The sequence below is a fragment of the Sphingobium chungangianum genome, assembly GCF_977014255.1.
Genome location: NZ_CDRNIV010000006.1, coordinates 2,700,058 through 2,724,291, shown reverse-complemented (window position 1 = coordinate 2,724,291; position 24,234 = coordinate 2,700,058). Strand labels below are relative to the sequence as shown.

At 63.8% G+C, this 24,234-nt stretch carries 24 protein-coding genes, 1 tRNA gene and 1 other annotated feature; of the genes, 8 read left to right on the top strand and 17 right to left on the bottom strand.

Annotation, left to right across the window (positions count from 1 at the left end; genetic code table 11):
• Window positions 1-79: 79 nt before the first annotated feature.
• The 10 genes from ACWNC0_RS20505 to ACWNC0_RS20460 all read right to left on the bottom strand — a co-directional run bounded on the left by ACWNC0_RS20505 (window position 80) and on the right by ACWNC0_RS20460 (window position 9,230).
• A complete protein-coding gene (locus ACWNC0_RS20505) occupies window positions 80-1,315 on the bottom strand; it encodes a murein hydrolase activator EnvC family protein (RefSeq protein ID WP_449474307.1) in 1,236 nt (411 codons plus the stop codon).
• Between the two features lie 82 nt (window positions 1,316-1,397).
• A complete protein-coding gene (locus ACWNC0_RS20500; RefSeq protein ID WP_449474305.1) occupies window positions 1,398-1,820 on the bottom strand; it encodes a 23S rRNA (pseudouridine(1915)-N(3))-methyltransferase RlmH in 423 nt (140 codons plus the stop codon).
• An 81-nt stretch (window positions 1,821-1,901) separates the two neighbouring features.
• A complete protein-coding gene (gene rsfS, locus ACWNC0_RS20495; RefSeq protein ID WP_449474303.1) occupies window positions 1,902-2,288 on the bottom strand; it encodes a ribosome silencing factor in 387 nt (128 codons plus the stop codon).
• A gap of 12 nt (window positions 2,289-2,300) precedes the next feature.
• Complete coding sequence (locus ACWNC0_RS20490) at window positions 2,301-2,930, bottom strand: nicotinate-nucleotide adenylyltransferase (RefSeq protein WP_449474301.1); 630 nt, start codon at window positions 2,928-2,930, stop codon at window positions 2,301-2,303.
• A gap of 47 nt (window positions 2,931-2,977) precedes the next feature.
• Window positions 2,978-3,493: a sterol desaturase family protein gene (locus tag ACWNC0_RS20485; RefSeq protein ID WP_449474299.1), complete on the bottom strand. Its 516-nt coding sequence runs from the start codon at window positions 3,491-3,493 to the stop codon at window positions 2,978-2,980.
• Between the two features lie 110 nt (window positions 3,494-3,603).
• The gene (locus tag ACWNC0_RS20480) at window positions 3,604-4,350 is read right to left on the bottom strand and encodes a TorF family putative porin (protein WP_449474298.1); all 747 of its coding nucleotides are present in this window, start codon (window positions 4,348-4,350) and stop codon (window positions 3,604-3,606) included.
• Window positions 4,351-4,520: 170 nt separating this feature from the next.
• Window positions 4,521-5,786, bottom strand: coding sequence for a mechanosensitive ion channel family protein (locus tag ACWNC0_RS20475; protein ID WP_449474297.1), 1,266 nt, complete (start codon window positions 5,784-5,786; stop codon window positions 4,521-4,523).
• A complete protein-coding gene (metC, locus tag ACWNC0_RS20470) occupies window positions 5,783-6,991 on the bottom strand; it encodes a cystathionine beta-lyase (protein ID WP_449474295.1) in 1,209 nt (402 codons plus the stop codon). Before metC ends, ACWNC0_RS20475 begins: the two co-directional genes overlap by 4 nt.
• Window positions 6,988-7,836 carry a 3-mercaptopyruvate sulfurtransferase gene (gene sseA / locus ACWNC0_RS20465; protein WP_449474294.1) on the bottom strand — a complete coding sequence of 283 codons (849 nt, stop codon included), beginning with the start codon at window positions 7,834-7,836 and terminating at the stop codon, window positions 6,988-6,990. The genes metC and sseA overlap by 4 nt, the downstream gene beginning before the upstream one ends.
• Window positions 7,837-8,021: 185 nt before the next feature.
• Window positions 8,022-9,230, bottom strand: a complete 1,209-nt coding sequence (locus ACWNC0_RS20460) for a hypothetical protein (protein WP_449474292.1) — start codon at window positions 9,228-9,230, stop codon at window positions 8,022-8,024.
• Between the two features lie 122 nt (window positions 9,231-9,352).
• Here ACWNC0_RS20460 and queF point away from each other — a divergent pair, with 122 nt between their 5' ends.
• From queF to ACWNC0_RS20445, 3 genes are all read left to right on the top strand, one after another.
• Window positions 9,353-9,799, top strand: a complete 447-nt coding sequence (gene queF / locus ACWNC0_RS20455) for a preQ(1) synthase (protein WP_449474687.1) — start codon at window positions 9,353-9,355, stop codon at window positions 9,797-9,799.
• A gap of 118 nt (window positions 9,800-9,917) precedes the next feature.
• The gene (locus ACWNC0_RS20450) at window positions 9,918-10,205 is read left to right on the top strand and encodes a GIY-YIG nuclease family protein (protein ID WP_449474290.1); all 288 of its coding nucleotides are present in this window, start codon (window positions 9,918-9,920) and stop codon (window positions 10,203-10,205) included.
• Between the two features lie 238 nt (window positions 10,206-10,443).
• On the top strand, window positions 10,444-13,074 hold the full coding sequence (locus ACWNC0_RS20445; RefSeq protein ID WP_449474288.1) for a M1 family metallopeptidase: 2,631 nt from the start codon (window positions 10,444-10,446) through the stop codon (window positions 13,072-13,074).
• Window positions 13,075-13,197: 123 nt separating this feature from the next.
• Here the strand turns inward: ACWNC0_RS20445 and ACWNC0_RS20440 are convergent, their stop codons facing one another.
• The 4 genes from ACWNC0_RS20440 to hspQ form a co-directional block, all read right to left on the bottom strand.
• Window positions 13,198-14,694 carry a SulP family inorganic anion transporter gene (locus tag ACWNC0_RS20440; protein ID WP_449474286.1) on the bottom strand — a complete coding sequence of 499 codons (1,497 nt, stop codon included), beginning with the start codon at window positions 14,692-14,694 and terminating at the stop codon, window positions 13,198-13,200.
• 55 nt (window positions 14,695-14,749) lie between these two features.
• Window positions 14,750-14,805, bottom strand: a sequence feature (sul1 is cis-regulatory element that is thought to sense ions involved in sulfur or methionine metabolism; They are found in Alphaproteobacteria).
• Between the two features lie 121 nt (window positions 14,806-14,926).
• Complete coding sequence (locus tag ACWNC0_RS20435) at window positions 14,927-16,864, bottom strand: OPT family oligopeptide transporter (RefSeq protein WP_449474686.1); 1,938 nt, start codon at window positions 16,862-16,864, stop codon at window positions 14,927-14,929.
• A 105-nt stretch (window positions 16,865-16,969) separates the two neighbouring features.
• On the bottom strand, window positions 16,970-17,779 hold the full coding sequence (locus tag ACWNC0_RS20430) for a GDSL-type esterase/lipase family protein (protein ID WP_449474284.1): 810 nt from the start codon (window positions 17,777-17,779) through the stop codon (window positions 16,970-16,972).
• On the bottom strand, window positions 17,736-18,107 hold the full coding sequence (gene hspQ / locus ACWNC0_RS20425; protein WP_196224676.1) for a heat shock protein HspQ: 372 nt from the start codon (window positions 18,105-18,107) through the stop codon (window positions 17,736-17,738). Before hspQ ends, ACWNC0_RS20430 begins: the two co-directional genes overlap by 44 nt.
• Before the next feature lie 124 nt (window positions 18,108-18,231).
• Here hspQ and ACWNC0_RS20420 point away from each other — a divergent pair.
• Window positions 18,232-18,321: transfer RNA gene (locus ACWNC0_RS20420), tRNA-Ser, on the top strand.
• Window positions 18,322-18,353: 32 nt separating this feature from the next.
• Here ACWNC0_RS20420 and ACWNC0_RS20415 read toward each other — a convergent pair.
• The 3 genes from ACWNC0_RS20415 to ACWNC0_RS20405 are packed head-to-tail and all read right to left on the bottom strand — an operon-like array spanning window position 18,354 to window position 20,831.
• A complete protein-coding gene (locus ACWNC0_RS20415; RefSeq protein ID WP_449474282.1) occupies window positions 18,354-19,076 on the bottom strand; it encodes an anti-sigma factor family protein in 723 nt (240 codons plus the stop codon).
• Window positions 19,069-19,602, bottom strand: a complete 534-nt coding sequence (locus ACWNC0_RS20410) for a sigma-70 family RNA polymerase sigma factor (RefSeq protein ID WP_449474281.1) — start codon at window positions 19,600-19,602, stop codon at window positions 19,069-19,071. Before ACWNC0_RS20410 ends, ACWNC0_RS20415 begins: the two co-directional genes overlap by 8 nt.
• Window positions 19,590-20,831 (bottom strand): glycosyltransferase family 4 protein, encoded by a 1,242-nt coding sequence (locus ACWNC0_RS20405; RefSeq protein WP_449474279.1) that lies wholly within the window; start codon window positions 20,829-20,831, stop codon window positions 19,590-19,592. Before ACWNC0_RS20405 ends, ACWNC0_RS20410 begins: the two co-directional genes overlap by 13 nt.
• A 230-nt stretch (window positions 20,832-21,061) precedes the next feature.
• On the opposite strand from ACWNC0_RS20405, the gene ACWNC0_RS20400 reads away from it, so the two are divergent.
• From ACWNC0_RS20400 to ACWNC0_RS20385, 4 genes are all read left to right on the top strand, one after another.
• On the top strand, window positions 21,062-21,694 hold the full coding sequence (locus ACWNC0_RS20400) for a peptidylprolyl isomerase (RefSeq protein WP_449474685.1): 633 nt from the start codon (window positions 21,062-21,064) through the stop codon (window positions 21,692-21,694).
• A 59-nt stretch (window positions 21,695-21,753) separates the two neighbouring features.
• Window positions 21,754-22,497: a DUF72 domain-containing protein gene (locus tag ACWNC0_RS20395; RefSeq protein WP_449474277.1), complete on the top strand. Its 744-nt coding sequence runs from the start codon at window positions 21,754-21,756 to the stop codon at window positions 22,495-22,497.
• 305 nt (window positions 22,498-22,802) lie between these two features.
• Window positions 22,803-23,189: a gamma-glutamylcyclotransferase family protein gene (locus ACWNC0_RS20390; RefSeq protein ID WP_449474275.1), complete on the top strand. Its 387-nt coding sequence runs from the start codon at window positions 22,803-22,805 to the stop codon at window positions 23,187-23,189.
• Window positions 23,190-23,254: 65 nt separating this feature from the next.
• Window positions 23,255-24,175 carry a dienelactone hydrolase family protein gene (locus tag ACWNC0_RS20385; RefSeq protein ID WP_449474273.1) on the top strand — a complete coding sequence of 307 codons (921 nt, stop codon included), beginning with the start codon at window positions 23,255-23,257 and terminating at the stop codon, window positions 24,173-24,175.
• The last annotated feature ends 59 nt before the right edge of the window (window positions 24,176-24,234 follow it).

The window sequence follows — 24,234 nt, the reverse complement described above, 5'->3', positions numbered from 1 at the left end:
TTGCGCCTAAAACGATGCGAAAACAAAAAACTAGGGCGCGCGGCCTGCGTCCAATTAAACGCAGCGCTCTCTAGCGCTTTCAGCCTAGCCCGACCAACGGCACGATATCGACCGGACGGCCATTGCGACGCAGTTCGATCGTGATGGTCGGACGCCCGCTTCCGGCGTTGCCTAGCGGATCGCCCTGTCGCACATCATCGCCCACGGCGGCGGAAAGCCGATGCAATCCGGTGATCAATGTGGTCCAGCCGCTGCCATGATCGAGGATCATGATCTGGCCGTAGCCGCGATAAGGTCCTGCGAAGACGACGCGCCCCGCCGTAGGTGCGACGGCGAGCGCGCCCGACTGGGTGACGATGGTGAGGCCCCGCGACCGGACGCCGCTTTCCGACAATTCACCCATGCCGGTGACCAGCTGGCCCATCACCGGCAAGCGATAGGGTGGAGGTCCGCCCGCACTGCGCTGCCTTGCCTGTGCAGGCGCCATGGCGAGGTCTGGGCGCGCTGGCCGGAGCAGCGGGCCGGGGAGCGCTGCCAGTTCCTCCCGTAGATCGCCTGCCGCCTGGAGGCTGTCCATCAGATCGACGATGTCGCGGGCTCTTTCGCCCAAGGCGAGCGCGCGGTCACTCTCCAGATTGGCGTTGGAGCGATAGTCCCTCTCCGCCAGCCGCTTTTGCGTTTCCAACGTGCGTAAAGCGGCTTGGCTATTGCGGAGATCGGCTTGGCTTTGCGCGAGTGAAGCGGCGGCCTGCTCGGCCGTCTCACGCAAGGCGCGGCTGCGCTCCAGTTCAGCGCGCAAGCCAGATGTGCGCTCCTGAATGACGGGCAATATCTGTCCCAGCACGGCGCGCATGTGGACGGCATCGCTCAGCGACCCCGGCTGCACCAGCGCCAGGGCCAAAGGCCGCCGCGCCATCATCTGAAGGGCGGCGGTCAAGCGGACAACCGGCTCCTGCTTGGCCGCCAGCCGTGCTGCTTGCGAACGCTGCATGCGGGCTATGATCGCGATACGCGCTTGGGCCGCTTGAATATCAGCCTCGGCCTGCTGGATACGGGCAGCCATGGCGGCGGCGCGGCGGCGCGCCTGTTCGGCTTCGTCCCGCGCGGCCGTTGCCTGCTGTTCCAAGCGCTGGGAGCGTTCGCGTGCTTGTTCGGACTGGATGCGGGCCGCCTTCAGCGCAGCCTGTTCCTGACGCAGGCTGGTTTCGCCCGTGCCGCCAAGGATGATGCCTGCTTGAGGAGCCGCCGCCAGGCGCGCGGCGGCGATGACCGCTGCGCCGCCGATGATCGCCGCGAAGGCTGTTGACCTTTTCACCCCTTGCCCCCTGCCGGTCCTGCTGGCGACCGGCGATATCTGACTAGGCGCAAACGCCCATCCATGTCGAGCGGTGGCGGCATCAGCCTTCGCGATGATAGGGGTGGCCCGAAAGGATGGAACAGGCGCGCCACAATTGTTCGGCTAGCATAGCGCGGGCCATCATGTGCGGCCAGGTCATCGCGCCAAAGGCGATCAGCAGGTCAGCCCCGGCGCGGGCTTCGTCGTCAAAGCCGTCCGCCGCGCCGATCAGGAAGCGGCATTCGCGCGCGCCCTGGTCTCGCCAGCCTTCGAGCCTTTTGGCGAAGTCCATTGAGCTGAGCTGGCGGCCTTTCTCGTCCAGCATCACGGTGATAGTGCCAGTCGGAGCGGGCGGCAGCTTGCCGCCACGGTCGGGCAGTTCGGTGATCTTGTGCGGCATGGTCAGCCGCTTCACATAACGTTCGACCAGTTCCGCTTCGGCCGAACGTCCGATCTTGCCGCGCGCGATGATGTGGAGGAGCATGGCTCACGCTCCTAACGGGTCAGTGCGCGCTTGTCGAAGGTCTGCATGCATTGGTGAGCGAAGCCGATGCAGCAGAAACCTTCAGGCCGTGCCAGCTACCGGCGCGTCGACAAAGCCCCACATCCGTTCCAGATTGTAGAAGCTGCGCACTTCGGGCCGGAACAGGTGGACGATCACGTCGCCCGCATCGATCAGCACCCAGTCAGCGACCGGCAGTCCCTCCACGCGCGCGGATCGGCCGGTGGCCTGCTTGATGCGCTCGGCAAGCTTCTGCGCCATCGACGCGACCTGACGCGATGAACGCCCGCTGGCGATCACCATATGGTCGGCAATGCTGCTCTTGCCTTCAAGCGGGATGGAGATGGTTTCCTGCGCCTGGTCATCGTCGAGCGATTTCAGGACAAGGTCGTGCAGGGCGGCAACGCTGTCGGCATCAGCCGGGTCGTTGGCAGGATGTGGTCTGGTCAAAAATGCTCCATTCTAGACAATCAACCGGCGCGTGAGCGGATCGCGCACGCGTGCATGTTCATATTCGCGATGCCAGAGGGGTTTCGCCTGCCGCAGCAGGGTCGCCGATCTTGGATCAGGGCGAAAGCGCAAAAGCACAAGCGCCGGCGGTCTCCAATCCGTCCAGTCTGCACTCTGGCGCGCGGGCCGGACGAAACGCCGCAGCCAGGCCATGGCCCCAGAGCCACGGGCAAGTCCATCATAGCCGGGCCGGGCGATTACGGCAATGGGCATCTGTCGCGCGATGCCGCGCCAATCTTTCCACTGGCCGAACTGGGCCAGATTGTCCGCGCCCATCAGCCAGATGAACTGATTGCGGGGGAATCGACGCCTGATCCCTTTCAGCGAATCGGTGGTGTATCGGGTGTCCAGCGCTTGCTCGATCGCGGTGGGCCGAATCGGCGCGCGTCGAGCGATATGGCGCGCATGGGCGAGGCGCGCGGGGAGGGACGCCATGCCAGCACGGGGCTTGAGTGGATTGCCCGGCGAGACCAGCCACCAGACTTCGTCCAGCCGCAGCGCCTTCGCAGCGAACAGCGAGATTGCGCGATGGCCGCCATGCGCCGGATTGAAGGAGCCGCCCAGCAGGCCGATGCGTGCCATTCAGCTTGCCGCCGTCGCTGCCAATGGGCCAGAAATGAACCGATTGGTCACTCTGCTTCCATGAGCCCGCGTGCCTTCCGCACGCCCTTCCGCCGATTCGCTTGCGCCAGTTGCCTTTTGAGCTCCTCCGGCCGCGGGGCGACCAGGAAGCCGAAGCTGACGCAGCCCTCGCGCGTTTCGACCGCATGATGCAGCCGGTGTGCCTGAACGATCCGCTTCATATAGGGCGAGCGGGAGACATGCCGGTGAGTGATCCGCTGATGGACGAGGATGTCGTGAAAGCCGAGATAGATGAGGCCGTAAGCCGCGATCCCCGCGCCGCAGGCTGTCGCCCAATCGCCCCAGCCCCATTGCACGCCCCCCAGCAGCAGCAGGATCGAGGGGAGCGCGAAGATCACGAAATAGAGGTCATTCGCTTCCCACATCCCGTTGCGGGGACGATGATGGCTGGCGTGCAAGAACCAGCCCGGCCCATGCATCACCCAGCGGTGCATGACATAGGCAAAGCCCTCCATCGCGGTGACGGTGGCGGCGAAGATCAGGAACAGCAGGAACGCGGACATGGCGCCCTGTATAAACGGGCGAATGAAGGTGCGCGACCCCGTATAACTCCGGACACGAAAAAGGCCGCGATCATCGAGATCGCGGCCCCATCATTCAATAATCGAAGAAATCAGAAGGAGGCGGTGATCGAACCCACTACGCCAGCCTTGCTGATGTTACGGCCGCTGGGGCTGTAGAGCGACTTGTCGGTGTCAACATAGCTGACGCCGAAGGTCAGGTGGCTCCAGGTGTAGGTCGCGCCGATGCTCCAATCGGTATATTCGTCACCGATGGTGAGGTAGCTGGGACCGAAGCTGTGGCCCAGATGCGCCGAAACGCCCAGCGGCGTGTTGGGAACGCTGGCCGACAGGTCGCCCGCAACATAGAGATTGTCTTCGCGGGTCAGGCCGCCATCGACGGAAAGGGCGCGCGACTTGGGTGCATAGGCGGCGCTGAGCTTAGCCGTTGCCGGGCCGAAAGTTCCCTTGACCGAAGCGTAGGGCTCAACGAAGTCGGTGTTCGCGCCGCCCGAACCGGGATAGTAATAATAGAGCACGCCGACATCGACGGTCGCGGCGCCGAAGGTCCGCGAATAGCCTGCGATCAGGTCGAGTTCCTGATCGCTGCCAGCGGCCACATAATCGTCGATGGACGAGCCCCATGTTGAGACATAGAAACCCGATTCGTGGGAGACGGTGATGCCGCCCTGCAGCGCGAAACGCTTGTCGGTCTGCGAAATGCCACGGAAGCGATAGTCGCTGACTACGGCAGCGTTGCCGGTGACGGTGAGCGCTGGCGCAGCCTCGTCCTGGGCGAGCGCCGGGACGGACAGAGCAGCGAGAGCGACGGCCGAGAGGCCGAGAATGGACTTACGCATTGGATTCCCCTTGATGGTTTTCTGCGATGGTCCCGCCTGCGTCAGGATCCCGAATTCTCTATTCCCGCAAAGGGCCGGACCGGATGACCTGAACAGGCTCGACATGCCGACGCATGCCGCGCTGCACAAGAAATTATTGCTATTGGTTGTCTTTTACGTCCAAAATGTTGCTACTCTGCAACAAAAGGCTGAGCGCTTGGCGCAGCCTGGTGCACCACCCGCTGTGGATAGGGGATCGTGATCCCATGCTCGCGAAACAACAGCCAGAGGCGGTTCAGCACGTCCGATTTGACACTTCCGACGCCCCCTTCCGGGTCGCTGATCCACACCAATATGTCATGTTCCACGCGGTTTTCGCCAAAGCCCGTCAGCCAGACATTGGGCTTGGGATTGCGCAGGACGCGGGGGCTTTCCTGCGCGGCGCGAAGCATGAGCTCCTGCGCGAGCTTGAGGTCGCTGTCGTAACCGATGCCGACTGGAATGCGGATGCGGACATTGCGGTCGGAATAGGACCAGTTCTCCACCTCCTGCGTCATCAGATTTTCGTTCGGGATCAGATGCTCTTTACCGTCGCGGGTTAGGACGGAGACGGCGCGAACACCGATCTTGTTCACCCAGCCAAAGCTGTCGCCGACAACGATGACGTCGCCCGGCTTGATCGAGCGGTCCATGAGCAGGATGATACCGGCGAACAGATTGCCGAAGGTTTTTTGCAGGCCGAAACCGACCGCCAGGCCCAGTGCGCCGGAAAAGACGGCGAAGGCAGTAAGGTCGATGCCGAGCAGATCGACGCCGATGAAGAAGGCGGCGACGACGGCGGCGATGGCGGCGAGCTTTTGAGCGAGCAGCTTTTGCGTGGGATCGAGCCCTTTGGCACGGTCGATGCTGCGAGCGAACAGGCGATTGGCGAGCCGCACCAGCGCAAAAAGCAGGACGCAGATCGCAGCGGTGCTGACAAGGCCAAGCAACGTGATCCGCCGTTTGCCAAGGTCTATGCCAATGCCATCAAGCATGTCGGCAACGGGCGCGAAGCCGCCGCTGCTGCCGGAAAGGATCATGATGAACAGCAACAGGGCGAGCGGAACGACAGCCCAGCGCGGAATGGCGAGGCTGCGCAGGATATGGACGGCGAGCAAGGCGACGGAGAGCGCGAAGGCTCCGCCAAGGATGAGGTGGGCGAGCGCGCCGACGGGCCATAGCATGACAGCTAGGGCGAAAAGACCGCTTCCAAGGCTGTGGCGAAGGATGGGGCGGAAATGTCCGGCCAACGCTTCCCCTAATGGTCGTGCCCGGCGGCGCAGGCGCGGGGCGGCGATATGGGCAATTCCATCGGCGATCAGGAATAGAACCCCCACGATCGTGAGCGCTACAAGGGGATGAACGATCGCCGGATTTCCGGGCAGAAATGCCAGCAGGTTGGGGAGGCTCCGGCTCATCCCCGGACCTTGCGGAAACGAGCGAGACCAGCATCGAGGTCGGCAATGAGATCGGCGGGATCTTCTAGACCGATCTGCAGCCGGACGAGCGGGCCTTCCGCCTGCCATATGGTGGCGGTGCGGTAGCGTGCTGGATCGACGGGCAAGGCCAGACTTTCGAAACCGCCCCAGCTATAGCCTATGCCGAAATGTTCGAGGCCATCGATCAGCGCGGCGCGGGCTTCTTCATTGCCGCCTTTCAGGACGAAGCTGAAAAGGCCGCTGGAGCCGGAAAAGTCACGCGCCCAGTTCTCATGGCCGGGGCAGCTTGGCAGTGCGGGGTGAAGGACGCGGGCCACGTCGGGTTGTTCGGCGAGCCAGCGAGCGATCTGGAGCGCGCTTTCCTGATGCTGGTTCAGGCGGACGCCCAGCGTGCGGAGGCCACGGCTGGCGAGCCAGGCGTCGTCGGGGCTGACCATTTGGCCGAGGAGATGGGCTGTTTGGCGGAGCTTGGGGAAATATTCCGGGGTGGCGGTGACGGAGCCGAGCATGACGTCGCTGTGTCCGACGATATATTTGGTGCAGGCGAGGATGGTGATGTCGATGCCGTGGGCGAGGGCGGGGAAGAAGAAGGGCGTGGCCCAGGTATTGTCGAGGAGAGTGACGATGCCCTTTTCCCTGGCGAGGGTGGTGATGGCGAGGATGTCCTGCACTTCGAAAGTCAGGCTACCTGGGCTTTCCAGGAAAATGGCGCGGGTGTTTTCATTAAGGAGTTGGCGAATTGAAACGGAATCGGCGAGGGGGTCGTAGTAGATCGTTTCGATACCGTAATTTTTTAGTATCTGTTCGCAGAAGTTGCGGGTGGGGTCGTAGGCGCTGTCGACCATGAGCAGCTGGTCGCCGGGTTTCAGGACCGAAAGCAGCGCGCAGGCGATCGCGGCGACGCCGGAGGGGAAGAGCATCGTCCCTTCCGCGCCCGGTTCCATTTCGGTGAGCGCGTCGGCGAGGCTCCAGGCGGTGGGCGTGCCCTTGCGGCCGTAGAAGAGCCGTTCGTGCGTGCTGCTGCGGGCCGCGCTGCGCAGATGGGCGACATCGTCATAGAGGATAGTCGAGGCGCGCCAGACCGGCGGGTTGACGATCGCGCCGGGCTGGCCGGGCATGCCGGTCCATTCAGGTTTGCGTCCCGCCTGCGCCAATTGGGTGAGCGGCTTGCGGTCCTTGCTCATGCGGCTGGCCCCGTGGCCTTTGGTGTCGAGGGATCGAGGCCCCATTCCGACCAGCTGCCGTCATAGAGGGTGACGTCCGTCTTGCCGAGCAACTCGAGGCCCGCGAGGACGATCGCCGCTGTCACGCCGCTGCCGCAGCTGGTGATGATGGGGCGGGCGAAGTCGGTGCCCGCGTCGAGGAACAGTTGCCGCAGTTCATCGCCCTTCTTCATGCTGTTGTCGGCGTTGAAGAGGGAGGCGGACGGGATGTTGCGGGAGCCGGGGATATGGCCCGATGCCATGCCGGGGCGGGGTTCCTTTTCCTCGCCGGTGAAGCGGGCCGCGCCGCGCGCGTCGAGGACCTGCGCGGTATGGCTGTCGAGATTGGTGAGCAGGTCGTCCTTGGTGCGGACCTGACCCTCCGCGCGTCGGGCGGTGGCGTCGCCGCGTGATATGACGGGCCAGCCGCTTTCCGTCGGGCGGCCTTCGGCGATCCACTTCGGCAGACCGCCGTCCAGGATCGCGGCGGACTTCCCCACGCCATAGAGGCGCATCATCCACCAGGCGCGGGCGGCGCTGTGCGTCGGGCTGTTGTCGTAGAGGATGACGCGGCTGTCCGCGTTGATGCCGAGCGCGCGGCAGCGTTCGGTCATGAAGGCGTCGCTTGGCAACATGCCGGGGCGCGGGTCGTCTGCATCGGAAAGGCTGGGGAGGTCGAGATAGGCGGCGCCGGGGATGTGGGCGGCTTCGAACTCGGCGCGGGGATCGCGCGGGGTGCCGGGCAGGAACAGGCTGGCGTCGAGTATCTTGAGGTCGTCCTGGCCCAGTTGGGTTGCGAGCCAATCGGTGGAGATGAGGATGTCCATGCCGCCTCTTTTGTTGGTGCGTGGCGACCTTTTTAGGCGGGTGATGAGGGTGTGGGAAGGGTGTTGGGGGCATTCGTCTCCCCTATTGTTAAGTCGTCATTCCAGCGACGGCTGGAATCTCGTGAGGAGTGGCGCGAACTGGCCTGAGATCTCAGCGTTCGCTGGGATGAGGGGTGGCGGGAGACTTAGCTCGCCAGTTCAAGCGCGGTGGCGCGGCTGCCGGGGGTGCGGAACTGGCGGGGACCTTGATCGACGCGGAAGGGGGCGAGGCGGTCGGCGGGCGGGGTTTTTTCCTGGCCGATGATGAAGGCGCGGCCGGTGCGGCCTGATCCGACAGGAGCGCCATCCGGTTCGTCGGACCAGCGATATTGGGCGTCGAAGGCGACAAGCGGGATGAGCAGCGCGCGGTCGCCCATCTGCACGGGCGCGATCTGGTCGGGCAGCAGGCGCAGCTCGCCGGTCAGGCTGTGGCTTTGCCCTGGGGCGAGCGAGACGGCGGAATGAGCCGGTAGTCCGGTGGCTCCGGCGAAGAACTGCTGTAGCTGCGCCTGCTGGTTGGTGTCCGCATTGGCCATGAAGGTGCGGATCAAAATGTCGTCCGCGCTGCGGTTGCCGCGATTGTGGAGCGTCAGAACGTAGCCGATCGTGGCGCCCATCAGCGAGAGACGGGCGCTGCGGACTTCAAGGGTGAGGTCGATCCATGGCCGCTGGATGGTAGCGGCGGCGGGTGCGGGAGGTGGCGCCTTGGGTTGGGGCGCGGGAGGCGGGGGTGTTGGCGCGGATTTCTGCTCTTCGACGAAGGGCTGCTGTTCTTCTTCGGGACGGCGGCGCAGGAAAAGCCAGGCGGCGGCCACGATCGCCGCGAGCAAAGCGATGCTTCCTGCGATCCAGCCCCAGGAAGAGGCATCCGCAGGCGGGCTGAGCGGGGGTTCGGCGGCGGGAGTGGTGGGCGCTGGGGCAGGGGCGGCTTGCGGTGCGGCGGGTTCCGCTGGCGCGGGCTGAGGTGCCAGAGACTGGGGTGCCGGAGATTGCGGTGCCTTGGGCTGGGGCGCGGGGCGGCTGCTTTCGGGCTCGCGGGCGGGCGTGGCGGGTTCAGCGGGGGCCGGGCGCGGCGCTGTTGTGGTCGGGCGCTGCGGCTGGGCGGGGGCTGCTGGTTGGGGCTGGGGTTGCGCGACGACCGGCGGGGGCGGGGTGATGACGGGCGTGCTGGCTGGCGGCGTCACCGGCGCGCCACGGAATACGTCCAGTTCTGGCCCCTGTCGGCTGGGATCGGCTGGCGGCTGGGACGTGCGCGGCAGGGTGAAGACGGGATCACTGCCGCCTTGTTCCTGCGCGAGCGAAGGCGTGGCCAGCAGCAGCGGCAAGGTGATCAAGGCGGCAGGACGCATCCCCATGGCAAGCAGCCAAGGCAATGATGACGCTGAACGGGAGATGAACGGCATGGCGGGATCAGGTTGCGGTGACATTAGGCGTGCAATGGCGTAGATGGCCGGTCATGACCGATATACCCGAAAACATGGCACCGATCCATCTGGGCCAAAGCAGCGCGCTGCCTGTGAGCCCGGAGGAGGCGGTTCTCGATTATGTCCCCAATCCCCGGCCGGGGAAGCCCTATCTGGTGCGCTTTACCGCGCCGGAATTTACGTCACTGTGCCCGGTGACGGGGCAGCCGGACTTTGCCCATCTGGTGATCGACTATGCGCCCGCCGCGACGATCGTCGAATCGAAGTCGCTGAAGCTGTTTCTGGGGGCATTTCGCAATCATGCCGCTTTCCATGAGGATTGTACGGTGGGGATCGGCGAGCGGCTGTTTGCCGAGATGCAGCCTTTGTGGTTGCGGATCGGGGGCTATTGGTATCCGCGCGGGGGGATTCCGATCGATGTGTTCTGGCAGTCGGGCGAGCCGCCTGAGGGGTTGTGGCTGCCTGCGCAGGATGTGCCGGGGTATCGGGGGCGGGGTTGAGGCCGCGTCTGTTCGGTATAGCGGCTTGAGATCCCAGCGTTCGCTGGCATGACGCCAATTTTGAACCGTCATCCCAGCGAACGCTGGCATCTCGTGAGGCTTGGAGTGAGCTTGTTCAATGCGCCGCAGTTGGACTTACATCATGACCAACAGGCGGCGTGGCGTGCTGTATGTCGGGGTGACGACTGACCTTGCGGCGCGGGTGGATCAGCATCGGCGGGGCGAAGGTTCGGCGTTCTGCCGGAAATATAATCTGCACCGGCTGGTGCTTGCCGAAGAGCATGGGGAGATCGACTTCGCCATCGCTCGCGAGAAAGCGCTGAAGGCGTGGAAGCGCGATTGGAAGATTGCGTTGATTGAGGCCGGCAATCCGGAGTGGCGGGATTTGTTTAAGTTCATCATGTAGCGGCCTGAGATCCCAGCTTCCGCTGGGATGACGGAAATCAAAATTAGCGTCATGCCGACGAATGCTGGCATCTCGCGAGAGGTCGAGTAACTCATCCCAAGCTCTTCCTGTTAAACAAACGAACAACAAAATTCCGACAACCGCTTGACCGCAGGCGAGAAAGGTTCGATCCCGCAACTATCATGGCACATGGCCGCACGGGCCGTGCCGTTCTCAACGTGTCGGAGTTGCGAACCTGATGTCTCTTTCCAAAATTTCGTCCCTCTTGCTGGCCGCCGCGCCGCTTGCCCTTGTTCAGCCTGCTATCGCCCAAACGCCCGCCGGGCCTGCGCCGGGGATCACGACGCAGTTGCCGCGTGGGGCGGCTCCCAGTCATTATGCCATTGAGGTGGTGCCGGATGCGGCGAACCTCAAATTCACGGGCAAGGTGACGGTCGACCTGAATGTCGCGCAGGCGATGCCGGTGCTGGTGTTGAATGCGGCTGACCTTAGCATTGGCGGTGTTATGCTGACGCCTGCGCAAGGCAAGGCGATGGTGGGTGCCGCGAAGATCGATGCCAATGCGCAGACCGTAACGCTGGATTTTGGCAAGCCGGTGCAGCCGGGCACCTACAAGCTGGACATAGCCTATGGCGGTGTCATCAACACGCAGGCGAACGGGATGTTCGCGCTGGATTACAAGGACAATGCGGGGGCGCAGAAGAGGGCTCTGTTTACTCAATTCGAGGCGCCGGACGCGCGGCGGTTTGTGCCGAGCTTTGACGAGCCGAGCTATAAGGCGACGTTCGATCTTTCCGCGATCGTGCCGACTGGGCAGCTGGCGGTCAGCAACATGCCGGTCAAGGTGTCGCAGGATATGGGCGGTGGCAGGACGCGGGTGACGTTTGGCACTTCGCCGAAAATGTCATCCTATCTGCTGTTCTTCGGGCTGGGCGAGTTGGAGCGCGCAACGAAGATGGCAGGCGCGACCGAGGTGGGCGTCATCACCGGCAAGGGGAATACGGGCAAGGCGCAACTGGCGCTGGATGCGTCGGCGGCGATCCTGCCCTGGTATAACGACTATTTCGGCGTGCCTTTCCCGCTGCCCAAGCTCGATAATGTCGCGGGGCCTGGCCAGAGCCAATTCTTCTCCGCGATGGAGAATTGGGGGGCGATCTTTACATTCGAGCGGGCGCTGCTGGTCGATCCGAAATTCACGTCGGAGGGGACGAAGCGGACCATTTACTCGATCGTCGCGCATGAAATGGCGCATCAATGGTTCGGCGATCTTGTCACCATGGCCTGGTGGGACGATTTGTGGCTCAACGAGGGCTTTGCGAGCTGGATGGCGACCAAGGTCAGCGACAAGTTGCAGCCCGATTGGGAAATGCTGCTGACCCGCGTGGGTGGGCGTGAGCGGGCGATGGCATTGGATGCGCTGGTGACCACGCATCCGGTGGTGCAGAAAATCCATACCGTCGATGAGGTGAACCAGGCGTTCGACGACATCACCTATGAAAAGGGTGAGGCGGTCATCACCATGCTGGAAGGCTATGCGGGCGAGGATGTGTGGCGCGAGGGTATTCGCGGCTACATGAAGGCGCATGCCTATGGGAATACCGTGACCGACGACCTGTGGAAGGCAGTCGAGGGCGCGGGGGCCAAGGGGCTGGTCGGTATCGCGCATGACTTTACCAGCCAGCCGGGTATCCCGCTGGTGAAGGTGGACAGCGCGCAGTGCCGGGGCGGATCGACTTTGCTGGCGCTGTCGCAGGGTGAGTTCAGCCGCGATCGGAAGGACAAGGCGCCGCTCCGCTGGAACGTGCCTGTGATGGCGCAGACGATCGGCGGGGCGCCGCAGCGGCTGATCCTGAATGGGACGGCTTCGGTGACGCTGCCCGGTTGCGGGCCCTATGTGATCAATGCGGGGCAGACGGGCTATTATCGCTCGCTCTATCCGCAGGCGAATGTGAAGGCGCTGGCGGCGGGCTTTACCCGGCTGTCGTCGATGGACCAGATCGGGCTGATGGCGGATAATTTCCAGCTGGGACTGGGCGGTTATCAGCCGATCGGGTTGGCGCTGGACATGGTGGACGCGGTGCCCGCCAATGCGAGCCCGGCTGTGCTGGCCGAGGTGCCGGACTATTTGGACAGCGTCTATACGATGCTGGAGGGCGACAAGGTGGCGCAGGCGCGAGTGGCGGCCTATGCCTCGCGCAAGTTGGGGGCGGTGCTGAAGGGCGTCGGCTATGATGCGAAGCCGGGCGAAGGCGCGCAGGTGCCGGTGCTGCGATCGGCGCTGGTCTCGACGCTGGGTAGCATGAGTGACAAGGCGGTTGTTGCCGAGGCGCGGCGGCGTTTTGCCGAGCCTGCGTTGATGGAAGGGCCGCTGCGCAATGTGTGGCTGCGCATCATCGCGCGGAATGCGGATGCGGCGACCTGGGATAAGCTGCGGGCGATGGCCAATGGCGCGACGAGCGCGCTGGACCGGAGCACGCTGTTCGCGTTGCTGGGCGCGGCGAAGGATGAGGCGCTGGGGGGCAAGGCGCTCGACCTCGCCATGACGGATGAGCCGGGCAAGACGACCAGCGCGGCGATCATCTCCTCCGTGGGTGGGGAGCATCCGATGCTGGCGGTGGACTATGTGCTGGCGCACCGGCAGCAATATGAGGCGCTGATCGATGTGTCGGCGCGGTCCCAGGCGATTGCGCGGCTGGGCGGCGGGTCGGCTGATCCGGCGATGGCGGTGAAGCTGGATGCCTATGCGACCCAGTATCTGACCCCGGAATCGCGCAAGGTGGTGGATCGGTCGATCTCCGCCATCAAGACCCGGATCGAAACGCGGGCGCGGTTGAAGCCTGCGCTGACGGCGTGGTTTGCCAAGAGGTGATTGGAGGGGCGGCGAAATGATTTGCCGCCCTCTTCATTGCTGCGGCCTAGAGGGGGCGACGGTTTTGGGTGGAGAGCGGAAGGGCAGTCTTTAGCTGTTGATCGTCAAAAGCTGCCCATCGGCTTAGTGGGGAACCACACCCAGCTCAAAGCCGGTTTTGTCATGAAGTGCGAAGCGATCTACAATGTCTGCACTGGCGCGGTTGTAGCCGACCACCTCGACTGAACGACCGTCTCGGCGCAACCGTGCTACGATCTTGTCGAGTGCGCCGACACCGGAAATATCCCAGAAGTGCGCATCGGCGATATCTATACGCACCTTCTCTGCGGTGTCCTCTGCGTTGAACGCGCGCCTGAACCGCTCCACGGATGCGAAGAAGATCTCACCCCTGACACGATAGGTCGCCTGTGTGCCGTCGACCGATACTTCGCGCTGGACAGAGAACATGCGCTGCACCTTGCCGGCGAAGAAGATGCCGGAGAGCAGCACACCGGCAAGCACTCCGAGCGACAGATCATGTGTGGCGACGACCACTATTACGGTGGTCAGCATAACGACCGACGAGGTGGGCGGATGTCGGCGCAGGTTTGGAATCGAGTTCCAGCTGAACGTCCCAATCGACACCATGACCATTACGGCGACCAGAGCAGGCATCGGCACGCGACCGACATAAGGTCCTAGCACCGCCAGCAAGAAGAGGAGAAACGCGCCAGCGACGAAGGTCGACAGCCTACTGCGGCCGCCCGAGGTTACGTTGATCACCGACTGGCCGATCATCGCGCAGCCGCCCATGCCGCCGAACAGAGCCGCAACAATGTTAGCACCGCCCTGCCCGGCGCATTCCTGCCGCTTGTCGCTGTCAGTGTCCGTCATATCGTCGACGATCTGCGCAGTGAGAAGCGACTCCAGCAGTCCGACCGCTGCCATCGTAAGCGAATATGGTAGGATGATCCGCAGCGTGTCCATTGTCAGAGGGACGTTGGGCAGGACCAGGCTGGGCAGACCCTCTGGCAGCTTACCCATGTCGCCCACAGTATTGACCGGGAGACCCAGACCAATGCTAATCGCGCTCAGCACCAGAATTGCGACCAGCGGCGAAGGAATCGCCTTTGTGATGCGGGGGAACCCGTAGATGATCGCAAGGCCGCCAGCCACCATCGCGTAGGTCTCCCATCCGACATTGGTAAGTTGCGGAAGCTGAGCCATGAAGATCAGGATGGCGAGCGCGTTAACGAATCCGGTAATGACCGAGCGCGACACGAACTGCATGACAAGATCCAGCCGCAGTAGACCAGCGATGATCTGAATGACGCCCATCAGGATGGTGGCGGCGAACAGATACTCGACACCGTGATCCCGCACGAGTGGCACGACAAGGACTGCGACGGCTGCTGTAGCTGCCGAAATCATCCCCGGTCGACCGCCTATGAGAGCGATGGTCATCGCAATGGCGACAGAAGCATACAGACCGACACGCGGATCGACGCCCGCGATGATGGAGAAGCCGATCGCCTCAGGGATAAGCGCGAGCGCGACGACGATGCCTGCCAGGATGTCACGGCGGGCGGCGATACCGTCAGTGAACCAATGGCGACGGTAAGTAGTAAGATCTAATGTCATTGAAAATCCACAACAGGGCACGAGCGCTGAACAGCGCATAAGGAGCAGTGCATGTTGTTATCCGGCGGATCAGCGGCCGGAATAGCCACCCGGACTTTCACCGGGTCCTTGCGAATGCGAGCCCTATAGAGGGTGCACCTGGGTGAATCAACAAGCCTGCAGTGTGTCGGCTATCCGAAAGTATGCGTGAAGCTCTAGCGACCGAATGTGGTCGAAACGGGTCGCTTCCCCCCTAACCAAGCGGTGCGCTCGCCCAGTGGCGCAGCCGCGCATAGAGTGCCGCGATCACCGCCGCGAAGATCAGCAGCGCGGCGGGCACGGCCCACTCATTTTCCGCCACCAGCGCGAGCGGGGCGTCGCTGTTGGTGGCGGCTACGATGCCGGCGAAGGCGACGCCGAACAGGCTTTCGCCCACGATGAAGCCGGTCGCCATCAGCACGCCCATGCGCTCGGCGAAGTCGGGGTTGGATTGGCGGCGCGCCCAGCGATTGTAGAGGTGGCCGATCACCGCGCCGACCGGGATCAGCAGGGTTAGCGCCATCGGCAGGTAAATGCCCATGCCGACCGCGAGCGGGGGCAGGCGGAGCTTGCCTGCCTTGCCGAGCAGTTCATCGATGGCGACGACCACGGCGCCGATCAGCGCGCCGGTGCCGATCAGGCCCCAGTCGAGATCGCCGCCCAGCACACCCTTTGCCAATGCGGAGATGAGCGCGGCCTGGGGCGCGGGCAGGGCGGTGGCCTTGGCTCCGGGAGCGCCCGCAAAACCGAAGGCGCTGTTGAGGAGATCGAGCACTGGCGGAATGACGAGGGCGCCGAAGATGACGCCCAGGACCAGCGCGACCTGCTGCTTCCAGGGGGTCGCGCCGACCAGCTGGCCGGTCTTCAGATCCTGAAGATTGTCGTTGGAGATGGTGGCGATGCCGAACACGATCGCGGTGACGAACAGGGCATAGGCGATGAGCGCCTGGCTTTGTTTCGGATCGCCGCCCGAGCCGTAGATGGCAGCGAGGATCAGGGAGGCGCCCAGCACGGCGAGGATGCCGACGCCGGAGATCGGGCTGTTCGACGCGCCGATCAGGCCCGCCATATAGCCGCAGACCGACGCGATGACGATGCCCGCGACGAGGATATAGGCGAGCGTCAGGATGAGGATCGGCACCGGATTCGCCGCGATCGGCCCGCCCTGTGCGAAATACCAGAGCAGCACCGCGATCGGCGCGAGCGAGGCGAGGATGGTGCCGCCGACGATGCCGATCGGCAGGTCGCGCTCGGTGAGTTCGAGCAGGGCGCCTTCGCCAGCCTTGCGCCGTTGCGCTGCTGCGATGGCGGAGCGGATGCCGCTGATGATCGGTCCCAATATCTTGAGCAGGGTCCAGATCGCCGCGACGCCGATGGTGCCCGCGCCGATGAAGCGCGCTTTCATGCGGAAGGTGGTGCCGACAACCTCGGCGATGTCGGCTCCCGCTGGCAGGGGCGCGGTAAGCCAGGGGACAAGGCCGACCCAGCTGATCAGCAGGCCGACGAACATCGCGACGCCGACCGACAGGCCGACGAGGTGGCCGACGCCGATCAGTGCCATGGAAAAGCTGGTCGAGACAGACGTCGCGCCTGCGCCGAATTTGAAGAAGGTGGCGGCTTCTTCGGCGATCAGCTTCGTCTTGGCGGTGATGGAGAAGGCGGCGGCGGCGAGGGCGCTTATAAGGATGGCGGAGAGGCCGCGCTTATTCTCTTCCAGTCCTTCGCGGGAGCCGGCGCCGACCTTCAGCACTTCGGCGGCAGCGACGCCCTCGGGATAGGGGAGGTCGGAGCCGGTAACGAGCGCGCGGCGGAGCGGCACGGAATACATGACCCCCAATATGCCGCCGAGCGCGATGGTGAAGGCGGACAGCCAATAGGGAAAGCCATGCCACCAGCCGATGATCACGAGGCCGGGCAGGACGAAAATGATCGCCGAGAGCGTGCCCGCCGCCGACGCGATCGTCTGGACGATGTTGTTTTCAAGGATCGTTCCGGTCGCGAACAGGCGCAGCACCGCCATGGAGATGACGGCGGCGGGAATGGAGGTCGCGAAGGTAAGGCCGATCTTCAGCCCCAGATAGACGTTGGCCGCCGTGAAGAGCAGCGTGATCAGCGCACCCAGAATGACACCGCGAAGCGTCAGTTCCGCCATGGGAGCGGGCATGGGCAGGGCCTTGGCCGAATCAGTGGTCACCAGCATCGTCCCCCTTTGGGTGTGTTTTACAGATGTATGGTAATAATGTTGCTGGGCCGTGGATCAATTGGAAAGTGATGCCGAACGCGATGCCGGTGCCGCCGCCATCTCCATCCGGTCGAGCCAGCCATCGACCAACCTGTTCCAGCGGCTGTATCCGCGCGGGTTCATGTGCAGCCCGTCCGGGCCGAACAGTGATGCGTCGGGCAGGCCGTCATGGGCGAGCAGGCTGCTGCCGACATCGAGATATTCAAAACCGCTGACCCGGCTGCGCGCTGCGACGGTCATGTTGACCGCCGCCATTTTCGGCCAGAGCGTCCATCGGATGGGCGAGGGTTTGAGCGACAGATAGGCGATGCGCGCCTTGGGATAATCGGCGCGCAGCCTTTTCAGCAGCGTGAGTATGTTGCGCGCGACGGTGTCGGGGGTGGCTCCGGCGGCGAGGTCGTTCTCGCCGATATAGACGAGTACCGATCGGGGCGCGGCTTTGGGGAAGAGCCGGGCATAGTGGCGCAGGACGTCGGGCGTCGTCGCACCGCCGAAACCGCGATTGACGGTGCTTCGGTCAGGGAAGCCCGCGTTTGTGTCCCACAGCCTGATGCTGGAGCTGCCGAGGAAGAGGATGGCGCCGGGCGCGCCGCTGTCTCTCTCATTCGCCTTGGCGAAGGCGGTGACTTCATTGGCGAAGGGGAAGGTCGGATCGGCATTGATCCGCGGTTCCTGCGCGGGGCGCTCGGTCGGCGCCTGCGCAGCCGCGAGTCCGGCGAGGCCGGGCAGCAGCGCGAGGGCGGCGGCGATCCGCCACCATGCCCGTGCGCGGGACGGCGCCTTAATGGCGATGGAGCGGGCGCAGCTGATATTTGCCGTTGGCATAGGTCCCGAACATCCCCGCGATCGCCGGATGATCCACCGGCTCCCCGCTGTCGTCGGCCATCAGATTCTGCTGGCTTACATAAGCGACATAGCTGGTTTCGCCATTTTCGGCGAGCAGATGATAGAAGGGCTGATGCTTGTCCGGCCGGGATTGTTCGGGAATCGCCTGATACCATTCCTCGCTGTTGGCGAAGACGGGATCGATGTCGAACACCACGCCACGGAAGGCGAAGAGGCGATGCTTTACGACATCGCCGATGCTGAAATGCGCGTGGACAACAGGTGGCGCGCTGACATCGGCGCCGAAGATTGCAGTGGTGTCGGTCATGAAAAGCAATTTAGGGTGCTTGCTGAGTGTTACAAGAAAAATACGGTGCGGGCCGCTTGGCAAGCCGGTCATCATTCGCTAATGGCCGCCGCTCGACCGGGACGGCACATGCTGGACCTTCTGCGGAGAGGTGGCAGAGTGGTCGAATGCACCGCACTCGAAATGCGGCGTGCCGGAAACGGTACCGAGGGTTCGAATCCCTCCCTCTCCGCCACCTAATATCAAAAGCTTCCGTATCCAGCCGGGTCAGGACCAATATTGGTTCAGCCGTTCCGCCTCCTGGTCGATCGTGCCGGGATCGCCTTCGCCTGTCAGGGCATAGGACATGTCGCCGCGTCGCCAGTAGGCGACGGACTGGTTGCCTTCGCGTACCGTGTCGGGGATGGCGGGGGCGTCGCTTTTCTGTCGTGTCGCGAAGATGGACAGGCGCTCGCCCGCGCCGGTTCTGATCGCGACGAGAAGGGCGGGACTTTTCCCCGCCGGGAAAAGCTGAACGTCGGTCACGTTCCAGTCGGCGGGCAGTGTGGGCAGGAAGATGTGGGTTCGCGCCAGAAGCTCATGATGGTCGAGCGCCTGCCCTTCGATTTGCGAAGCCATGTGCGCCCGGATCAGCGCGACCCGGTGAGAGGCGACGGCCATATCGACATAATCGGGCGGGCTAGGCCCGGTCGCAAGCAGCAATGCCAGCGCGGCCGCTGTCCCGGTCCCGCCGACCGTCGCTGCCCTGCGCCAGAAAAGCCGGGCTTTCGAAGGCGCAAGCGCTGCGCTGTCGTCGAGCAAATGGCCGGAGAGTTGTTCCTTCCTATGCGCCAGCAGACGGAGCCCGGTCCGCGCGCTGAGGTCGGCCATTACTCGCGCCGCGAGATCAGGGCGGGCGGCAAGATGCGTTTCCACGGCAAAACGTCCGGCATCGTCCAGTTCATCATCGATATAGGCGTGCAATTCGTGATCGGCGGGTTCCTCAGTCATCCTGTCCTCCAACCAGACGCAACGTCGCCCGCCCATCGACGCTGCCGGAGTTGCGCAAGCCCGCCCGCGCCCGCGCCAGCCGTGACATGATGGTGCCCACCGGCACGTCCAGCACCTCGGCCGCTTCCTGATAGGTCATGCCTTCGACAGCGATCAGGTGCAGGACCGAACGATGATGGTCCGGCAGCGCGGCGAAGGATTGCCCCAATTGGGCAAGCTGCACCCTATGTTCCTGCCCGGCATCGACATGCGCCATCACCGTTTCGGCAAAGCGCGCGTCGCGCCGCGCCTCGGCGGCTTCGCGCCGTTTGCCCGATATGAAGACATTGTGGACGATAGCGAGCAGCCATTGGCGCCTGCTACGGCTGGGTTGAAAGCTGTTCTGCCGCTCGATTGCGCGCACCAGCGCGTCCTGGACCACGTCGTCCGCGTCCTGATCGTCGCGCGCGAGGGAGCGGGCATAGCGGCGCATGGCGGTGAGGTCGTCGCCGATCGGGCCGCCGGTCCCGCTTTTCAGCCAGCGCATGATATCAGTTCCCGGGCCATGGCGGACGGTGGGGCATCCGCCAGGCAATCGGCATAGGCTTGATAAACAGGCGCAAGGACATCGTCCCAGTCATAGCGTTCGGCAGCCGCGCTGGCCATCGCGCTCATGCGGCGGCGGCGGCGGGGGTCGCCGATCAAATGTTCGACGGCGGCGGCATAGGCGGCCGCGTCTTTCGGTTCGACCAGCAGGCCCGTGACATCATGGGTGACAAGAGCGGCGGCGCTCGGCACGTTTGCCGACACGACGGGTAGTCCACTCGCCATAGCTTCGAGATTGACGTTGCCAAAGGCTTCGGTGACGCTGGGATTGATCAATATGTCGGCGCTGGCGATGGCGGTGCCGAGCGCTTCCCCCTCCAGATGCCCGGCAAAGGTCGCATTGGGCAGGCGCTGTGCCAGCCAGCCGCGGGCCGGTCCCTCTCCCACGATCAGCGGACGCAGCCCAGGGTGACGCTGACGCAGAAGCGCGATCGTCTCAGCAAAGACGTCCAGCCCCTTTTCCAGGACGAGGCGGCCAAAGAAGAGCGGCACGACATCCTCGCGATCATAGCCATAGGCCGCGCGCACCGCGTCGGATCGGAGTGACGGATGGAAGCGCGCGCGATCGACGCCCCGGCCCCATATCGAAACCTTTGCCTCTCCATAAGCGCTGGCGAACTCATCGGCGATGGGCAGCGTCGGCGCCAATATGCGGTCGCACCGGCCATAAAAGCGGTCGAGATAGCGCTCGATCGGCTTGCGCAGGAAGGACAGGCGATAATAGTCCGCATAGGTTTCAAAGCGCGTGTGCAAGCTGGCGATCACGGGCAGATCATTTTGCCGGGCGTAGCCGAGCGCCTGCCATCCAAGCCAGTCGGGCGCTGATAGGTGGATGATGTCGGGGGCGAAGCTGTCGAGATCGGCGCACGCGGCGGACGTAAGGCCCAGGGCCAGCCGATATTCGGGCCGTCCCGGCAAGCCGAGCGAACGAACGGCCTGGATATCTCCAACGGCGGCGAAGGCGGGCTTTGGCGCGCGCGGGGTGTAGATGCGCACTGTTACGCCATGGCGCGCCTGAAGATAATCCACCAGCCGGTTGAGCGCCTGATTCGCGCCGTCCCGTACGCAGTCATAATTGCCGGAAAATAGGGCGACCCGCATTGGCCGCTTTGCATCTCGGGCGGCGATCGGCGGGCGGGGCGAGCGGTCGAGGTGGAGAAGCGTTGCCATGATGCGACGCTTACGCGTGCCGTCGCGCTTTTATTCCGGCTCACCTCCTTTTTTAACGGACGGCATAAGGCGGACTGATCGGGGACGGGAGACGTCCCGTTGGCCACTGGCGAGCGCACGGTTCGTCCTGTAGCGCGATCATCGCCCGTGTGCTTTGGAATGGAGACGATAGATCCTTGGTTAGACCGCCGATTTCTGCTGCCCTGTTGCGCGCACTTGCCCTGTTGTTGATGGTGTTTCCGGCGGCTGCATGGAGCATGCCCGGCAATCGTCCTACCCCCGGCTATACGCGCGTTGCGATAGAGACGTCGGTTGGCACGATCGTGGTTGCAGTCGACAACAAGCGGGCGCCGCGCACTTCGGCCAATTTCCTTGCCTATGTCGATGACGGCCGGTTCGATGGCGTCACCTTTTACCGGGCGGCGCGGCGCAAGAGCGATGCGAGGCTGGGGCTGATCCAGGGTGGAATCGATACCGATGCGCGCCGGTCCCTGCCGCCGATCCCGCATGAGCCGACCAGCAAGACCGGCATCCGGCATCTCGACGCGACCCTGTCGATGGCGCGGCCCAACCGGCCGAATTCGGCGATGGGCAATTTCTTCATCACGGCGGGCGCGACGCCCAATATGGACGCGCGGGGGGATTATATCGGCTATGCCGCTTTCGGCCATGTGGTTGCTGGCATGGATGTCGTGCGCCGCATCCTGGCCATGCCGACCTGCTGCGGATCGGGGCCGATGCGGGGGCAGATGATCGTTAAGCCGGTGACGATCATTCGCGCCAAGAGGCTGGATGGAACGGCGCGGCCGACACGCGGAGTGAAGCCGTGGCTGATCGGCCTGCGGCGCAAGGCGGCTTCCTGACATTTGCTCTGTTCCGGGCAGCGTTCAGCCGTCAGGATAAGTGCTGAAAGGAGAGTGCCATGGCGGCGGGACGCATCAGGGTAGGCATTGGCGGATGGACGTTCGAGCCATGGCGCGGCACCTTTTATCCCGAAGGGCTGCGGCAGAAGGATGAACTGGCCTATGTCGGCCAGCATCTGACCGCGACGGAGATCAACGCCACCTATTACAGCACGCAAAAGCCCGCGACCTTCGCCAATTGGGCCAAGGCGGTGCCCGACGGCTTCCAGTTCGCGGTTAAGGCGTCGCGATACTGCACCAATCGCCGCGTGCTGGGGGAGGCCGGGGAATCGATCGGCAAGTTCGTGGGGCAGGGGATCGCGGAACTCGGCGATCGGCTGGGTCCGATCCTGTGGCAGTTCATGCCGACCAAGAAATTCGAGCCGCAAGATTTCGGTGCTTTCCTGAAGCTGCTGCCTGATAGCGTCGATGGCGTCCCGCTGCGCCATGCGCTGGAGGTGCGGCACGAAAGTTTCGATGATCCCGCCTTTTTGCAACTGGCGCGCGATGCGGGTGCGGCGGTGGTGCTGGCCGACCATGACGAATATCCTGCCATTGTCGGCCATGATGTGGGCTTTTCCTATTGCCGCCTGATGCGCACGCGGGAGGAGGAAGCGACCGGCTATTCGTCCAGGGAAATTGGCGGCTGGGCAAAAAAGGCGCAAGCGATGGCGGATAATGGTGACGTCTTCGTTTTCTACATCAGCGGGGCCAAAGTGCGTGCGCCCGCCGCGGCCCAAGCGATGATCGTTGCATTGGGGTGACAGGGCTGTTGCATTTGCTGCAACTGCGAACGCGTCCTTTGCGATTGAGGCAAAGGGCGTGTTCCATCATATGCGTTCTTGTCCAAACAGGGCGCAAAACAAAAATTGCAGGAAACGAAACATGCGGCACACTATGCAGGGCGTTGCTTTGATGGTTGCGGTTGGCGCACAGTTGCTGACCTTCTACTCGGTGCTCTACGCCTGAGCGATTAATCGCTCCCCTTCATTCCTCGTCTTCGGGGAATTTCAAAAAGGCCGCCCGGCTATTGTCAGGGCGGCTTTTTTATTGTTAGCGATTACGCGCAATGAGCCAGCCTCTGCTATTCGTCTACGGGTCTCTCCGGCCCGGGTTTTCAGGGGATATGGCTCGCTGGCTGGCATCAGTGGCGGAATTTGCGGGTGCTGCCATTGCGAGCGGTGCGCTTTACCGGATCGATTATTATCCCGGCTTCGTTCCCGATGCTGACGGAATTGTCACGGGTGAGCTGTACCGGTTGCCTGATCCTGACGGCATCCTTGCCATCCTTGACGAGCATGAGGAGTGCGCGGCGCATTTTCCCGCGCCTCATGAATTCGCGCGGGAGCAGATTAAGATCCGAAGCGCGGCGGGGTCGATCGATGCATGGACTTATGTCTATGCGCGCAATGTCGCGGGGCTGGAGCGAATCGCGAGCGGCGATTTCCTGGCCTGACCGCTTGCGCTGGGCGGACGGGCCGATAATCTGCGGCGGCCGGGGGGCAGCGGAGAGGAAGCGCGATGAGCAGTGAGAATGCAGAACCCGGCCCCATGGATCGCCTGCCCGAAGACCGCAGCTGGATCGACAGCACCGGGCTCGACCGGCGCAAGCTGCTGATGACCGGCGCCTTCGCGGCTGGCTTCGCCGCCGCATGCCGCCCGGTGTCGAGCAGCGCCGTGCAGACATCGGGCGAAGGACTAACGCAGGAGACGGTTTCGATCGCGGCGAGTGATGGCTTTGCCATGCCCGCCTATGTGGCGCGGCCGGAGAAGGTGAAGAACGCGCCGGTTATCGTCGTAGTGCACGAGGTTTTCGGCGTCCATGAATGGGTCCGCGATATCTGCCGCCGCTTTGCGCGAGAAGGCTATTATGCGATCGCGCCCGATCTGTTCGCGCGGCATGGCGATGCGACCAAGATCGCGGATATCCAGCAGCTGATCAGCAGCATCGTGTCGAAGGCGCCCGATGCGCAGGTGTTGTCCGACATCGACACGACCTATGACTGGGCGGGCAAACATGGCGGCGATGCGGCACGGCGGGGCATTACCGGCTTCTGCTGGGGCGGGCGGATCGTGTGGCTTTATGCAGCGCACAGTGGGCAACTGGATGCGGGCGTCGCATTCTATGGGCGGCTGGTCAGTGAGAAGACAGCGTTGCAGCCGTTGAGCGTGGTGGAGCAGGCAGCTGCATTGAAGGCGCCGGTGCTGGGGCAATATGGCGGGTTGGACAAGGGCATCCCTGTCGCTGATGTCGAGACGATGCGGGCGGCGCTGAAGAAGGCGGGCAAGTCGCCGCCGGACGCGATCACCGTCTATCCGGAGGCTGATCATGGCTTCATGGCGGATTACCGACCCAGCTATAATGAGGTGGCGGCGAAGGAAGCCTGGGCGGCCACGTTGGACTGGTTTGGGCGCTATGTGAAAGGTGGGGGAAGGGTATGAAGTTTCCCGTTGGGGCTGAGCTTGTCGAAGCTTTCTTTTGAAGAGAAGAACAGCCGTTG